Below are 15,699 nucleotides of genomic sequence, written 5' to 3'. Positions count from 1 at the left end.
TACGCTCATTGCTTTTCTTAATTTATTAAAGCATAACCCCAACGATAATCGCTGATAATATACTTACTAATGTTGCACCGTATACAAGTTTTAAACCGAATGATGATACAACGTTTGCTTGTTTGCCATCGATACTCTTCGTTGCACCTGCGATAATTCCGATAGATGAGAAGTTCGCAAATGATACAAGGAAGATAGATAAAATACCTACTGTACGAGCTGATAAATCACCAGCTACTTTTCCAAGGTCAAGCATTGCAACGAATTCGTTCGTTACTAATTTTGTTGCCATAATTTGTCCTGCTTGTAGCATCTCTGATGTTGGAATACCCATTACGAATGCTAATGGTGAGAAGATGTATCCTAAAATGCTTTGGAATGTGATTCCGAAAATTGAATCGAATACACCGTTAATTGCTGTAATTAATGCTACGAAACCGATTAACATCGCCGCTACTGTTACAGCGATTGAGAAACCAAGCATAATATATTCGCCTAACATTTCAAAGAATGTTTGTTTCTTGTCTTCTTGTAATTCTAAAATATCGTCTTCTTCTTTTACTTCATATGGATTAATGATATGAACGATAATGAATCCACTGAATAAGTTTAATACTAGTGCTGTTACTACATATTTTGGATCAATCATTTTCATATAAGAACCGACGATTGACATCGATACTGTAGACATTGAAGATGCACAAAGTGTGTATAAACGATTTTTCGGTAATTTGCTTAGTTGATCTTTTACTGTAATGAATACTTCCCCTTGACCAACGATTGCAGCTGCTACCGCATTATATGATTCTAGTTTTCCTAAACCATTAACTTTACTTAATAGGAAACCGACTGCACGAATGATAATCGGTAAAACTTTAATATGTTGCAGAATCCCGATTAATACTGCTAAGAAAATAATCGGTAATAATACTGTTAAGAAGAATGGTGCTTGTCCATCATTTGCTAGACCACCAAATACGAAATTAACCCCAGCTTCCGCAAATTTTAAAATAGCGCCAAATCCATCTGCGATTCCTTTTACTAATACGAATCCGACCTTTGTATTTAGTAAGAAATACGCAAGTACCAATTGAATGACAAGCATAAGTGCAATTGGTTTATATTTAATTTTCTTACGATCTGAACTGATAAGGAAACCTAGTACAAACACTACAAGTAAACCGACTAGAAACATTACGAACTTCATATGTGAATCCTCCACTTCTCCCACGAGTTATTGGTCGTATAACGTATAACGAATGACGTCTGACCATTGTTGTTAAAAAAATTTAAAACCCCTAAAACTATTCAACTGTCATCTAAAATCAGTAAGCGTTTACATAAATTGCAATTTATAAAAGGTAGCTTCTTCTCTCCTACCATAATTGAAAGTCTGAAATTGATACCACCTACAAATCAAATTGTAAGCGTTATCTAGACGAAATGCAATATAAATTTTAAAAGATTTTTATATGTTAATATATTCCTAATTAATTGGTTTTTTCATGCAAATTTACCATAAAAATAGCCCTAGCTATGAGCTAGGACCATCTTTTTTTATAACATAACACCAACGATAATCGCTGATAGAATACTTACTAATGTCGCACCGTACACAAGGCGTAGACCAAATGATGATACAACATTTGATTGATTTTCATCGATACCTTTCGTTGCACCTGCGATAATTCCGATAGATGAGAAGTTCGCAAATGATACAAGGAATACAGAAAGGATACCAACTGTACGAGCCGATAAATCACCAGCTACTTTTCCAAGATCAAGCATTGCAACAAACTCGTTTGATACTAATTTTGTTGCCATAATTTGTCCCGCTGTTAACATCTCAGCTTGCGGGATACCCATTACGAATGCTAATGGTGAGAAAATATATCCTAAAATAGCTTGGAATGTAATACCGAACATTGAATCAAACAAGCTATTAATTGCTGTAATTAATGCTACGAAACCAAGTAACATAGCTGCTACTGTAATCGCAATCGTGAAACCAAGCATAATGTACTCGCTTAGCATTTCAAAGAATGATTGTTTTTTCTTATTTTCTAATTTCAGTGTATCTTCTTCTTCTGTAATATCGTACGGGTTAATAATATGAATGATAATGAAACCACTAAATAAATTTAATACAAGTGCTGTTACTACATATTTCGGTTCGATCATTTTCATATAAGAACCAACGATTGACATCGACACTGTCGACATAGAAGATGCACATAATGTATATAAACGATGTTTTGGGATTTTACTTAATTGATCTTTTACTGTAATAAATACTTCTGCTTGTCCAACAATGGCAGCTGCTACTGCATTATATGATTCTAGTTTTCCTAGACCATTTACTTTACTTAACAACGTACCAATAGCACGAATAAATATCGGTAAAATTTTAAAGTGTTGCAGAATTCCGATTAAAACCGCAAAGAATACGATTGGTAATAGCGCTGTTAAGAAGAATGAAACCTCTCCTTTATTAACAAGACCACCAAATACGAAAACGATTCCAGCTTCCGCATATCCAAGAAGTGCGCCAAATCCATCTGAAATTCCTTTTACTAAAATATAACCAACTTGCGTATTTAATAAGAAATAAGATAATGCTAGCTGAATAATAAGCATAATTGCGATTGGTTTATACTTAATCTTCTTTCGATCGGCACTTATAAGAAAACCGAGTACAAATACAACGAGTAATCCTACAAGGAACATAACAAACTTCATTAATAAAATCCTCCATTTAACTCTTCATTAACGTTGAACGTCTGACCATTCAAAACAAGAAATAATCCGAACTTTCCATTTCTCCTCCGTAACCTTCGATTGGATAGGAAATGTCATAAAAACTCTTGTTTCAAAGGCATTTTCCATTCTAACATAAATCACAACTCATATCCGCACTTTTCTTTAAAAAATTACATTTAATTATGAAATGCTCATAAATGTTCGTCTTTTACCATCTATAAACAACTGGATAAAACAAAAAATGAGCATCAAGTTTCACTTGATGCTCACCTCATTATACTGCTTTTTCTTTATCAGCTACTGCTGACTTATCCCAGCACTCTGTATTTTTCAAACCTGGAATAGAATCCGCATAGAATACCGGATCTTTCCCTTGTTTCTTTTGCTTTACGTAATCTGATAATGCCGCAAAAGCATACTTAGAGAGGAATACAATCGCCACTAAGTTAATAACAGCCATAATACCCATGAATAAATCTGCTACATCCCAAACGATTTGAATTGTCGCTACAGATCCTAACATAACCATACCAAGTACAGCAATGCGGTACGCTGTTAATAGCACTTTACTTCCATTTAAGAATTCAATATTTGTTTCACCATAGTAGTAGTTACCTACTAATGAACTGAATGCAAACAAGAAGATTGCAACTGCTACAAATATAGAAGCCCATGGACCGATATGTTGACTTAACGCCTGCTGCGTTAATTGAATTCCATTTAAATCAGCTGCATTATGCACATCTGATAAAAGAATAATAAATGCTGTACAACTACAAATTAATAATGTATCTGTAAATACCCCTAAAGTTTGAATAAAACCTTGTTTAACTGGGTGCGTTACGTTCGCAGTCGCTGCTGCGTTCGGCGCACTCCCCATACCTGCTTCATTTGAGAATAATCCGCGTTTTACCCCTAGTAAAATCGCGGCTCCTAGTCCCCCACCTACTACTTCTTTAATTCCGAAAGCATGTAAGAAAATCTCTTTAAATACATACGGAATTGCCGTAATGTTTGTTACGACAACGAATAATGCCACTGCTACATAAATAATTGCCATTACTGGAACAATCATTTCAACCGCGCGTGCAATTCGTTTTACTCCACCGAAAATAATAACTGCAAGTAAACCAGCCATAACAAGACCGACTAATCTACTATCTGTTTTGAATGCCCCATCAAAAGCTGCCGCTACAGTATTAGACTGTACAGCATTAAAAATCAATCCGAAACTTACTGTTATTAGAACAGAGAACACAACACCTAACCAGCGTTTATTTAAACCCTTTTCCATATAATACGCTGGGCCCCCACGGAATGCATTCCCATCTTTCACTTTATAAATTTGCGCTAATGTGCTCTCTACAAATGCAGAAGCACCCCCAATTACCGCGATTAACCACATCCAAAATACTGCTCCTGGACCACCCGCTGAAATTGCGATAGCTACACCAGCTAAGTTACCAGTACCTACACGAGAAGCTGTACTCATACAAAATGCTTGGAATGATGATACGCCACTCTTCTCTTTTTGCGCTTTTCTCGTTTTCGAGCTTGCTCCATCCCCAAGTAATCGAATCATTTCACCGAAGTAACGAACTTGGACAAATTTCACACGAAATGAAAAATAGAGCCCTAACCCAATTAACATCGCAATAATGACATATGACCAAAGGATATTATTTACATCCCCAATTACCCTAGCTAAAAAATCCATATTTGCATTGCCCCCTCTTCCTAACAATAAGAAAATTATATTCTAAAAACTTTTAGTAATCAAGAACTTTATGTTAGGTTTCATGACATGAATACGTTAACTATATTAACATACTTGTTTTTTTCATAAAAATATAGCTATTACATGCATTTATCCAATACTCAATCTCTTATCCTCTTCGCCCAGCCATACTTTTAAAACAGTACGTTCCCCACAAATAACGAGAGGAACAAACAAAAAAGTTATATTAATAATTACCCCTCACCCTTTTCATCATTTACTACAACAAAAAAGGCGAGCATCAAATTTACCTCGATGCTCGCCTTTTCAATTACACTGCTTTTTCTTTATCTGTTACCACTGGCTTATCCCAGCACTCTGTATTCGTTAAACCAGGAATAGAATCTGCACTGAAGACTGGATCTTTCCCTTGTTTCTTTTGCCTTACATAGTCTGTTAATGCCGCGTACGCAAATCGGCCAAGAAGTGTAATCGCAATTAAGTTCGTTATTACCATTAGACCCATAAATAAGTCTGCCATATTCCATACAACTTGAAGCGTCGCAACAGAACCGAATAATACCATTCCAACTACCGCAATACGGTAAATTGTTAACCACGTTTTACTTTGCTTAATAAATTCAATATTTGTTTCACCATAGTAGTAGTTTCCTAGAAGTGAACTGAAAGCGAATAAGAAAATAATAATCGCTAAGAAACTGCTCGCCCACGGGCCAATTTGTGAACTTAATGCATTTTGTGTTAGTTCAATACCTTCTAAATTCGTTGCTTTATATGCACCAGAACATAGTACGATAAATGCTGTTGATGTACATACTAAGAATGTATCTACTAAAACCCCGATTGTTTGAATAAAACCTTGTTTGGCTGGATGCGTTACATCAGCTGTTGCTGCCGCGTTCGGCGCACTACCCATACCTGCTTCGTTCGCAAATAATCCGCGCTGAATACCATATTTCATCGCAGCACCAATACCACCGCCTACAGCTGAATCTAAACCAAATGCACCTTTAAAGATTTCTGTAAACACATCTGGTAGTAAATAGAAGTTTTTAATAACAACGAAAATCGCTACCGCAATATAAAGAATTGCCATTGGCGGAACAATCATTTCCGACATACGTGCAATACTTTTTACACCACCAAAAATAATAACCGCAACTAATACTGCTAATACAATCCCAACAACGTAACGCTCAATACCAAATGCATTTTTAAACGCTAATGTAACTGTGTTTGCTTGTACTGAGTTGAAAATTAAACCGTAACTAATTGTAATCAGAATAGAGAACCAAATCCCCATCCAACGTTTATTTAAACCTTTTTCCATATAATAAGCAGGACCACCACGGAAGCCACTGCCATCTTTTATTTTATAAATTTGTGCAAGCGTACTTTCTACGAAACTTGAAGAAGCCCCGATAATCGCAATAACCCACATCCAAAATACAGCTCCAGGTCCTCCCATAGAAATAGCTAACGCTACACCAGCTAAGTTCCCGATACCAATACGAGCTGCAGAACTCATACAAAATGCTTGGAACGATGATACGCTGCCCTTTTTACGTGTCTTTCCAGTTAGTCCATCACTCATTAAACGAACCATTTCCCCTAAATGAGTAATTTGTACGAATTTCAATTTAATAGAAAAATAAAGACCTAAACCAATTAACATTGCAATAAGAATATATGACCAAAGAATTGTATTTGTTGATGAAATAAATTGCTCTAAAATATTCATACAATTAACCCCTCCTTTTCTCCATAAAACGAATTATATTTAAAAAACATTCAAAAATCAACATTTTTCGACAATTTGCAATTTCCAAATATTAGCCAGGTTCACAGTAACAATATCTTTATGACTGACTACCCTCCCTCTAACTGTGCATACTAAAACAAAAAATAAATTCACAAACAACCCTATTGACAAAAATACCAACCTGTAACTATAATGATTACAACAGGTTGTAACAAACCTAATTACAACAAATTCATTTACTTTCAGATATACACTTTAACAAAACACTTTGGAGGGATTTATTATGAAAATCGGAATTATTGGAGCAACTGGTAAAGCAGGAAGTCGTATTTTAAAAGAAGCATTGGATCGCGGACATGAAGTAACTGCAATCGTAAGAAACGCTGCAAAAATTACAGAAGAAAACGTAAAAGTTTTAGAGAAAGATGTATTCTCTCTTACATCTAACGACCTGCAGGCATTTGACGTAGTTGTAAATGCATTCGGTGCTCCAGCAGGCGAAGAACACCTTCACGTAGATGCAGGAAACGTACTTATTGAAGCTATGAAAGGTGCACCAAATACAAAATTACTTGTAGTTGGAGGCGCTGGAAGCTTATTTGTAGACGAAGAGAAAACAACACGTGTATTTGAGACACCAGGTTTCCCGAAAGAATATCTTGCAACAGCTCAAAACCAAGGTAAAAACTTAGAAATTTTACAACAAACAAATGATATCACTTGGACATTCATCAGCCCTTCTGCACTATTCGCATTAGGAAAACGCACTGGTTCTTACAAAGCTGGCAAAGACAATCTTCTTGTTAACTCAAAAGGTGATAGCTACGTAAGTTACGAAGACTTCGCAGTTGCAGCACTTGATGAGATTGAAAACCCAAAACATGTAAACGAACGCTTCACAGTAGTTTCTGAAGCTGAATAATAAAAAAAGCTCGTAAAACATAATGTTTTACGAGCTTTTTCTTATTATTGCACTTGCTCTAAACCATTTGGAGTAATCTTAAAGGAAATTTCTTTAAACTTTTTCTTATCTCCTTTTCCAACTAACTCACTCTTTTTATACCAACTTAAACGATCTGACTCGGCATGATACACTTTCAATACGTCACCATACTCGAACGCCATACCATTTACTTGTTCTGCAAAATTCCGCGAAGTTTCTTGTCCTTCTGCGGTTACATGCTTTTTCTCAGTTCCATTTTGATCATAAATCGTAAGGCCTATATACTGTTCATTTACAAAGCGATAATGAATCTCATCATTTGTAAATGTTGCATGTAATTTCTTTTCAGCGTGGTTTAACGTAATAATTGAACGTGTAACATCGGACACACCTTGATAGACTAGACTATCCCCATATGTCACTTCTACAGGAACTTCCGTCACTTTCTTATTTCCAAATCGATCTTTCGTTTCTACTTTCACTTTTTGCTGACCAATTTTTGTCGTATCTATTTCCCCTACAAAACCTACTACTTCTCCACCCTGTACTTCAACAAAGTTCTTCGCGTCTAGCGTTTCGCTATTTGTTCCGATTACTACTTGCTGCGGATTTGCTTTTACTGTTTGCTCACCGTCTAATCTTTCAAATCCATTTTCAGTTATTTTGAAGACTAATTCCTTTATCTCTTTACTTTTTCCTTCGCCCACATATACATCTTTTTGATACCAATGTAAACGAGAAGATTCCGCATGATATACTTTCACTACATCTCCATACTCAAATGCAATTCCATTTACTTCCTTAGCAAATTCTTGCGTATTCTCTAAACCTTTTACTGCTATATTTTTCTTCACTCTTCCTTCTTTATCGTACAATGTGAATTCAAAATACTTTTCATCTTTAAAGTAATCATGAATTAGGTTCTTTGTATCTGTCGCACTCAGTTTTTTCGTATCATGATGCAAAGTTACAATTGATTTTAAGTCACCATCTCTATAGCTTAGCCCATATACAAGTAGGCTATCTCCATATGTTACTGTTAGAGGAACTTCTGTCACTTTCTTATTTCCAAATCGATCTTTCGTTTCTACTTTTACTTTTTGTTCTCCGATTTTTGATGTATTTGGTTTTTCTGCAAAACCAACCACTTCTCCATCTTTTACTTGTACAAATTCTTTCGGATCTAGTTTGTCTACATCCATTCCGACTACTACTTTTTGCGGTTTCGCCGTCACTTCTTGTAAACTATCTTTTAATTCGAACCCTTGCTCAGTGATTTGGAATAATTTCTCTTTTTTATTTTTAGCCTTCCCTTGATCTACAAGTGTATTATTTTGGTACAACTTCAGACGATCCGGTTCTGCATGGAATACTTTTACTACATCACCATATTCAAAATCCAATTCATTTAGTTCCATCGCAAATCTTTTTCCCGTTTCTTGTCCTTCTGCAGATACACGTTTCTTTTCAATCCCATTTCGATCATATAGCGTTAAGCCCATATATTCTTCTTTTTCAAAACGGTAATGTATTTCATTATTAGTAAAGTTTACATTTAATTTCTTCTTATTGTGGTGAAGTGTCACTGTCGACATTACATCATCTGAAAGTCCTTGAAAAACTATACTGTCATCATAAAATCCGTTAACTTGGACAGGAATTGAATTTTTATTTCCTTTCTCATCCCCAATTTCTACTAACACTTCCTGTTTACCATTCTCTAGTTTAGGCCATACAATCTTTCCTGTTACTTTTACATTCTCACCTAAATTTCGAACAAGTTTACTTGCTTCATTCTCGTCAGAATCTGTACCAACTAAAAGATTTTGTACTTCATTAGCAGGTTCACCATATGGAACCTTATACGGTTCAACTTGCTTCTCACGAATATCATTACTATCTGTAGCTTTCCAGATTTCCTTTTCTAATTTAGGTAACTTTGATTTTTCTATTTTCTCTCTAATATCATCATTTGGTGTTAATCCCCATTCCTCAAAGAAAGGAATTAAATTTTGCCCTGCCACTTGCGATGTCATATAAATAAATAGCTGCTTTTTCTCTTCATCAGAATGAGGCATTTCACTCTGAGGTAACAAACGATAAGCTTGATGTAACCTAGGATAAAAATGTTCTCCATACACTACATTTAATTGCCAAAACATTGTAAGAGGATTAATGTCATCAATGAATCTTTCTGCTTTAGGCTTCTCTAAATACTCAAATGAGTTTTTATAGTGCTCATCCATTTCTAATTGATTCCCTAACGCCTTTTGAACAGCTAATGAGTAAATATTTACTGTTACTTCCCTTACTTTAGACCACTTCCACGGTTCTTGCTGATGTAAATGACCAACTTCATGCCACGGTCCCCATCCATCCTTCTCAAGTACCTCTATATCTAAAACTCTATTCATTGCAGTTGGAATATATCCTGTATGATAATGTTTTGCAAACATAAAGTCCCCTTTAGCAGGCTTCCGTTTTTCAACAAACTGAACATAATGAGTTGGAGATTTTGCAAACCCAACACTGTCCTCAGATAATCCTGCCACTGCGTTTTCTAAACGGATAATCTTATCATGCAATTTCATTAAATCTGTTGGATCCGTATTCTTCATATATTTCTGCACAGAATCGTAAGTAGTAGTAATTAAGCTTCTCTCACCTTTTAATTCAACTGCATAAGGATCCTTATATTTTTTTAACATTTCATCCCAATCTTTTTTTGTATGCTTACCTAAAATAAATAAAGGAAAGTGACTACCACCATTTGTAACGGAAGCTGTTACTTCTCCTTCGTTATTCATATTATAAAAATATAAAATACCGCCTCTTGAAGATGAAATAACATTTTTCCCTGGTTTTAAATTAAACTCCTCTGGGTCCTTTTCATCATAAGATCTCGTTCCAATAAAAGCTTGGATAGACTGCGTTCCTTTTATGTCAATTGTAATCTCTTCATTTGGCTCTGCATAAATTCCAGTCGGTTCATTAGCGGAAAGTTTCCAAGTAACTCTTAAACGATTATTTTCTTCTACGCTACCTTTCCCCGGCAACTGAAATACTCTCTGCTCAAACTTATTCTCTTTTACCTCTTCTAATTTCCCACCTTTATTTTCTTCCAAAGGTGCTGCATATCCTTTCGATGCTTCGAAAGCTACTGGCGATAATAATGTAGATATACATATTCCAGCTACTAATACCCTACTCGTCTTTTTCTTCGACATAATCTGTGTCCCCTGTTCCTTTATTTAGATAAACTACCCTATATATTCATCTAATAAGTAATCCTATTATTCCTATAAAAACATTTGATGAATGGACTAACACCTCGCGCACCTGTATATATTACTACCGCATTTCTCTCCATGCATTCGCTTTCTTACATTGTAAAATTTATATGTAATATGCCCTCCTCACTTCTCTCTATTTGTGATGAGTTCTCTTGCTACATAAAAAAGAGAATAGTAAAAGATATTTTTCAGTATTGTCATCTATACATCTAAAAATAAAAATAACAATAAAAACTTACATTTTCTTCATATATGACCATCTATAGGTAGTTTTTCCAAATGAATTTTACACGCTTTACACTTTGTTTGATAGCCTCTCTAATTAGAATAATGTTACAATTTCGTGAATAAAATCTATTTATTGCAACGTTTAGATTTTGTCACATTTTATTATTTTTAAATACTTTTTAAAACGTTAAAATAGTGTTTCACTCGATCAATTATTATCTTGATATACCTTTAAAGAATTCATATAAAAAAGCATTGGCATACGCCAATGCTTTTTCATTATCTCTTTTGATTCGGTTTATGCGGTTCATTTGGAGTATATGGCTTATTTGGTTTATTTGGAGCCTCAGCCTTTTTCCAACTTACCGCTAACTCTGGACTTGTTTTTTCTTCACTACGCTCAAGTAATACTACTGCATTTTGAATAGTCGATGTACCTTTATGCGCAATCCCTTGTAATTTCGTTAAATTTCCTGATACTTTAAAGCTAAATCCACCAGCTGGTGTTTGTTTTGGAATTAAAATGCGGAACTTTTCTCCTACATTAAATTCTGTTTTTGTTTCGCCTTTTTCATTTGCAAATTTCACGCCCGCTGGTGCACCTGTTGCTTGTACTTTATACGTTCCGCTTTTTGCATTTGTTTCTACTGTATATAAACCTGTTTCAAAGAAATCATTTTTTAATACTGCTTCTTGTTCTTCTGTAGGAGTTACACTCATCGTAATTTCTTGTAACTCTTCACTAGCGCTTGCTTTTGCAACGATGTCTTTCGTTACTTTCTCTACATTTTTATTGCGGAAATCTAAATCATTAATATCGATTTGTTTTAACGCATTCCACACTGCAAGCTGCGTTGCGTAATGTGCTTCTCTCCAATCAGAAACGCCTAATTCTTGTGGACTCTTTTGTGGATATCCATTCAATAGTACACGGTATACGTTAATATCCACTTTCCCCATTTCCGGTAAATCTTGACCGCTTGGAGATTTCAAATCTACATTTAAGCAAAAAGCAATTTTGCCATCTGCGGTTTTAATAAGCTCTGTTCGAATTGGTTTCTTCTTTGACTTACTATAACTCCAATTCATTTCATACTTTGTATGGTCCATAACTTCTGCAAATGCTTTTTGAAGCGGGAATAACACAAATAAAACACTTAAAAACATAGCTAAAATCTTGAACGATTGCTTTATATTCATGTTTACAGCCCCTTATCACAAACTTAATACTAAGTAGTATTTATTTAGAAACTATTTTTATGCACAAAAAAAGAGTGCTTTTACGCACTCTTCTTTCTTACTTTAATCTTAGAAATCGAAGTTATCAGGATCTGGACCAACGCGGTGATTTTGATTTAACGCATCGATTTTTTCCATATCTTCTTTCGTTAATTCGAAATTAAATATATCGGCATTTGCAATAATGCGGTGTTCTTTCGTTGATTTTGGAATAGTGATTACTCCATTTTGAAGATCCCAACGTAAAATAACTTGCGCTGTTGTTTTACCGTGTTTCTCAGCAATTTCTTGTAATTTTTCGTTATCTAATAATTGACCTTGCATAAGTGGTGACCATGCTTCCATTTGAATACCTTGTTCTTTACAGAAAGCTTGTAATTCTTTTTGTGTTAAACGAGGGTGGTATTCTACTTGGTTAATCATTGGTTTAATTTCTGCATCTTTCATTACATCTTGTAAGTGATGAATTTGGAAATTACTTACCCCAATTGCACGTACGCGTTTTTCGTTATAAAGTGTTTCTAACGCTCTCCACGTATCTTTATATTTCCCTTCTACAGGCCAATGAACAAGGTATAAATCTAAATAATCCAGCTCTAATTTTTTTAAGCTTTCTTCATATGCAGCAAGTGTCGTTTCATATCCTTGATCCGAATTCCACACTTTTGAAGTAATGAATAAATCTTCACGAGAAATGCCTGCTTCTTTTATACCCGCGCGAATTCCTTCACCTACAGCTTTTTCATTTCCGTAAATTGCAGCTGTATCAATGCTGCGGTATCCTGCTTTAATCGCCGATTTCACTGCTTCTACAAGTTCTGGTCCATCCTCTACTTTAAATACACCTAAACCGAACCAAGGCATTTCTACACCATTATTTAATACTGTTTTACTTTGTAAGTTTTTCATTTTATTTTCTCTCCTTTTATTTTACTTGATCTCTTTTTTCTAATGTCATACTCCACGCAGTTAAAACAACAGCACCTACTACCATAATTCCACCTACCCAAGCCGTATGAATTAATCCTAACGAGTTCGTTACAATACCGCCCAAGTAAGCACCAAGAGCAATTCCTGCGTTAAATGCTGCAATGTTAATCGCCGATGCTACATCAACAGCGCTAGGTACAAACCTCTCAGCTAATATAACAACATACACTTGTAGCCCTGGAACATTCATAAATGCGAATAGTCCCATGAAAATAATTGTGATGAATCCAGCGACTTTAAATGGCGCTGTAAATGTTAAAACAAATAATATAATCGCTTGAATAAAGAACATGTAAAATAACGCTCGAATCGGATTATGATTTGATAATTTTCCCCCGACCATATTCCCAATCGCAATTGCAATTCCGTATACTAACAAAATAATTGTAACGGTACTTGCTTTAAATCCTGTTACTTCTTGTAATAACGGAGATAAATACGTAAATGTTACGAACGTTCCCCCGTATCCTAATGCAGTAATAATAAATACAAGTAACAGTCTTCCATTCGTAATCAGCTTAAATTGATCGCGAAATGATACAGACGTACCTTTTTTTAAATTAGAAGGAATTAGCATACTATTGGCGATTAAAGCAACGATTCCAATGGCCACAATAACAATAAACGAGGCCCTCCAGCCAAATTGTTGACCGATAAATGTTCCAATTGGTACACCTGTAATAGTCGCAACAGTTAAACCAGTAAACATAAATGCTATTGCACTTGCACGTTTATTCTCAGGTACAAGCGCAGCCGCAATTGTAGATCCAATTGACATAAAAATACCATGCGCAAATGCAGATACAACCCTCGCAATAAGTAACACAGTAAAACTTGTTGCTACCGCCGCAATTCCATTACCAATAATGAAAATAATCATAATCCACATTAATAACGTCTTTCGCGACATACTAGCTGTTAATGACGTTAATACTGGAGCACCAAACGCTACTCCTAATGCATATAAAGAAACAGTTAACCCCGCTGTTGTAACAGAAACATGTAAATCCTCTGAGATAGATGGTAATAAGCCGACACTAATAAATTCAGTTGTACCAATTCCAAACGCACTAATTGCTAGTGCTAATAAAGCAAACATACTTCTCCGATTCGTCTGCATAACCGAAGAAGATACTGTATATGAATTCAATTGAACTCCTCCTTAATGCGAGAAATCCAATCATAATAGTATGATAAAAAGGCCTTTTTATCTTCTACAAAAATAACTTTACTGTTGATATACGCTATTATGAATGGCTTTACTCTTTTTTTGAAGAACGCACTTAAAAGTACGATAGGTACCTAAAAGTAACATAGGCACTTTTTAGTACCGTACTACTCATTTCCCTCTTACGTATGCTATTATGGAACATATTCAACATGATAAAAAGTACGTACTTTAAAGTGCTATAGGCACTTTTTAGTAACATTTAATTATTTAGCTTCTTTTGTTGGAGAACTTAAATCTACATTCATCAAAGGAGATTTTTATATGAAGAAATATAATATTCCCGTTGAAGCGACTTTAGAGGTTATCGGTGGAAAATGGAAGGTTGTTATCCTTTGTCATCTAACGAAAGGCACAAAAAGAACGAGTGAACTAAAACGTTTAATGCCTGGGATTACACAAAAAATGTTAACTCAGCAATTACGTGAATTAGAAGACGATGGGGTTATTCAAAGAAAGGTATACAATCAAGTACCACCAAAAGTAGAATATTCACTTACAGAATACGGTTGGTCTTTAGAGTCCATTCTTGATTCTCTTTGTACTTGGGGCGAATGCCATCTTGAAAAAAGCGGTAACACATCGATGCTAATTGTAGAAGGTGAATAATAGGAAAAAGGAAAAAACGAACATGAATTTGTTCATTTTTTCCTTTTTTTCTTTATATGTATATACATTTCTAACTGGAACAAAATATTTTATACGCTTTCATACCTTGTCAGCACTACGTTATACACTCAATATCAAATAATTAGGAATCATTTTTATGTTAACATAGGTGTATATAGTATATAATATAGGATATATATTATATACACTTTCCGGTAACGGAGCTTTTCCATTATGCGGACAAGCCATGTATCGGACAGTTCATAAATAATAAGTAAGACGTTATGGTTTTAGATTTATGTTTGCAGCTTACTTGCTGTCATAAATTTAAAGGCATTTTATTGTGTTTTGTGAAACTTTGTATAAAGTTTCGTAAACGTTTACTATCTTACTTATAAAAAATAAGAGTATTGCTATCGTAAAGGAGAATTGGAGATGCCAGAAACTATGACTCAAACAAAGCCAGAACAAGAAACTGTACAAATTTCTGCTAGCCAAGGACAACTTGATGTACTTGATCAGTTGTTAAAACCTGAGGTACAAGAATCATTAACAACACTAGTAGAACAGCTTCCAAAATTAACTGAGCTTGTTAACATTTTAACTAAGTCTTATGACTTCGCTCAAACTGTTGCTACTGATGAAGTATTAAAAAGCGACACTGTTGGTGCAATTACAGAGCTTGTAGAACCTGTAAAAGATACAGTGAAAAGCATGGCTGCAACTGCAATCGAAGCGAAAGATCGTGCTGAAGAAAGCAACGAAGTTATCGGCCTATTCGGCCTGTTAAAATTACTAAAAGATCCACAAGCACAAAAAATGTTCCGCTTTGTGAACGCATATCTTCAAATTAGTGCAGAACGTAACAATAAATAATTTAACTTATAACAACAATTAGTAAAGACGGGG

At 34.9% G+C, this 15,699-nt stretch carries 11 protein-coding genes; 3 read left to right on the top strand and 8 right to left on the bottom strand.

What is annotated here, in order from left to right; genetic code table 11:
* Positions 1-25: 25 nt before the first annotated feature.
* The 4 genes from B9A45_RS03900 to B9A45_RS03885 all read right to left on the bottom strand — a co-directional run bounded on the left by B9A45_RS03900 (position 26) and on the right by B9A45_RS03885 (position 6,239).
* Positions 26-1,207, bottom strand: coding sequence for a NupC/NupG family nucleoside CNT transporter (locus tag B9A45_RS03900; protein WP_000673874.1), 1,182 nt, complete (start codon positions 1,205-1,207; stop codon positions 26-28).
* Positions 1,208-1,557: 350 nt separating this feature from the next.
* Entirely contained in the window at positions 1,558-2,739 is a 1,182-nt protein-coding gene (locus B9A45_RS03895) for a NupC/NupG family nucleoside CNT transporter (RefSeq protein WP_016110913.1), read from the bottom strand.
* A 295-nt stretch (positions 2,740-3,034) separates the two neighbouring features.
* Positions 3,035-4,477: an alanine/glycine:cation symporter family protein gene (locus B9A45_RS03890; protein ID WP_000346415.1), complete on the bottom strand. Its 1,443-nt coding sequence runs from the start codon at positions 4,475-4,477 to the stop codon at positions 3,035-3,037.
* A gap of 331 nt (positions 4,478-4,808) precedes the next feature.
* A complete protein-coding gene (locus tag B9A45_RS03885; RefSeq protein WP_001022922.1) occupies positions 4,809-6,239 on the bottom strand; it encodes an alanine/glycine:cation symporter family protein in 1,431 nt (476 codons plus the stop codon).
* 304 nt (positions 6,240-6,543) lie between these two features.
* Between B9A45_RS03885 and B9A45_RS03880 the strand changes: the two genes are divergently transcribed.
* Entirely contained in the window at positions 6,544-7,182 is a 639-nt protein-coding gene (locus B9A45_RS03880) for an NAD(P)-dependent oxidoreductase (RefSeq protein ID WP_000689896.1), read from the top strand.
* Between the two features lie 44 nt (positions 7,183-7,226).
* Here the strand turns inward: B9A45_RS03880 and B9A45_RS03875 are convergent, their stop codons facing one another.
* From B9A45_RS03875 to B9A45_RS03855, 4 genes are all read right to left on the bottom strand, one after another.
* A complete protein-coding gene (locus tag B9A45_RS03875) occupies positions 7,227-10,430 on the bottom strand; it encodes a putative mucin/carbohydrate-binding domain-containing protein (protein ID WP_142263040.1) in 3,204 nt (1,067 codons plus the stop codon).
* A 573-nt stretch (positions 10,431-11,003) separates the two neighbouring features.
* The gene (locus tag B9A45_RS03865; RefSeq protein ID WP_001022515.1) at positions 11,004-11,924 is read right to left on the bottom strand and encodes a thioester domain-containing protein; all 921 of its coding nucleotides are present in this window, start codon (positions 11,922-11,924) and stop codon (positions 11,004-11,006) included.
* 108 nt (positions 11,925-12,032) lie between these two features.
* Positions 12,033-12,872, bottom strand: a complete 840-nt coding sequence (locus B9A45_RS03860; RefSeq protein ID WP_000793551.1) for an aldo/keto reductase — start codon at positions 12,870-12,872, stop codon at positions 12,033-12,035.
* A 16-nt stretch (positions 12,873-12,888) separates the two neighbouring features.
* Entirely contained in the window at positions 12,889-14,073 is a 1,185-nt protein-coding gene (locus tag B9A45_RS03855) for an MFS transporter (RefSeq protein ID WP_165495913.1), read from the bottom strand.
* A 372-nt stretch (positions 14,074-14,445) separates the two neighbouring features.
* Between B9A45_RS03855 and B9A45_RS03850 the strand changes: the two genes are divergently transcribed.
* Both B9A45_RS03850 and B9A45_RS03845 read left to right on the top strand, forming a co-directional pair.
* Positions 14,446-14,790, top strand: coding sequence for a winged helix-turn-helix transcriptional regulator (locus B9A45_RS03850; RefSeq protein WP_000760475.1), 345 nt, complete (start codon positions 14,446-14,448; stop codon positions 14,788-14,790).
* Between the two features lie 435 nt (positions 14,791-15,225).
* Positions 15,226-15,666: a DUF1641 domain-containing protein gene (locus tag B9A45_RS03845; protein ID WP_001115311.1), complete on the top strand. Its 441-nt coding sequence runs from the start codon at positions 15,226-15,228 to the stop codon at positions 15,664-15,666.
* Positions 15,667-15,699: the final 33 nt, after the last annotated feature.

The organism is Bacillus sp. JKS001846, from assembly GCF_900176455.1.
In the GTDB taxonomy this organism is placed as follows: domain Bacteria; phylum Bacillota; class Bacilli; order Bacillales; family Bacillaceae_G; genus Bacillus_A; species Bacillus_A cereus.
Note: the sequence above shows the minus strand (reverse complement) of the source record. Positions and strands in the feature narration are given on the sequence as shown.

What these genes read in the sequence shown, in the direction of transcription:
- B9A45_RS03855 (WP_165495913.1), bottom strand. Translation starts at nt 14,073, where the DNA reads ATGCAGACGAATCGGAGAAGTATGTTTGCTTTATTAGCACTAGCAATT.
- B9A45_RS03865 (WP_001022515.1), bottom strand. Translation starts at nt 11,924, where the DNA reads ATGAATATAAAGCAATCGTTCAAGATTTTAGCTATGTTTTTAAGTGTT.
- B9A45_RS03850 (WP_000760475.1), top strand. Translation starts at nt 14,446, where the DNA reads ATGAAGAAATATAATATTCCCGTTGAAGCGACTTTAGAGGTTATCGGT.
- B9A45_RS03860 (WP_000793551.1), bottom strand. Translation starts at nt 12,872, where the DNA reads ATGAAAAACTTACAAAGTAAAACAGTATTAAATAATGGTGTAGAAATG.
- B9A45_RS03875 (WP_142263040.1), bottom strand. Translation starts at nt 10,430, where the DNA reads ATGTCGAAGAAAAAGACGAGTAGGGTATTAGTAGCTGGAATATGTATA.
- B9A45_RS03845 (WP_001115311.1), top strand. Translation starts at nt 15,226, where the DNA reads ATGCCAGAAACTATGACTCAAACAAAGCCAGAACAAGAAACTGTACAA.
- B9A45_RS03895 (WP_016110913.1), bottom strand. Translation starts at nt 2,739, where the DNA reads ATGAAGTTTGTTATGTTCCTTGTAGGATTACTCGTTGTATTTGTACTC.
- B9A45_RS03885 (WP_001022922.1), bottom strand. Translation starts at nt 6,239, where the DNA reads ATGAATATTTTAGAGCAATTTATTTCATCAACAAATACAATTCTTTGG.
- B9A45_RS03900 (WP_000673874.1), bottom strand. Translation starts at nt 1,207, where the DNA reads ATGAAGTTCGTAATGTTTCTAGTCGGTTTACTTGTAGTGTTTGTACTA.
- B9A45_RS03880 (WP_000689896.1), top strand. Translation starts at nt 6,544, where the DNA reads ATGAAAATCGGAATTATTGGAGCAACTGGTAAAGCAGGAAGTCGTATT.
- B9A45_RS03890 (WP_000346415.1), bottom strand. Translation starts at nt 4,477, where the DNA reads ATGGATTTTTTAGCTAGGGTAATTGGGGATGTAAATAATATCCTTTGG.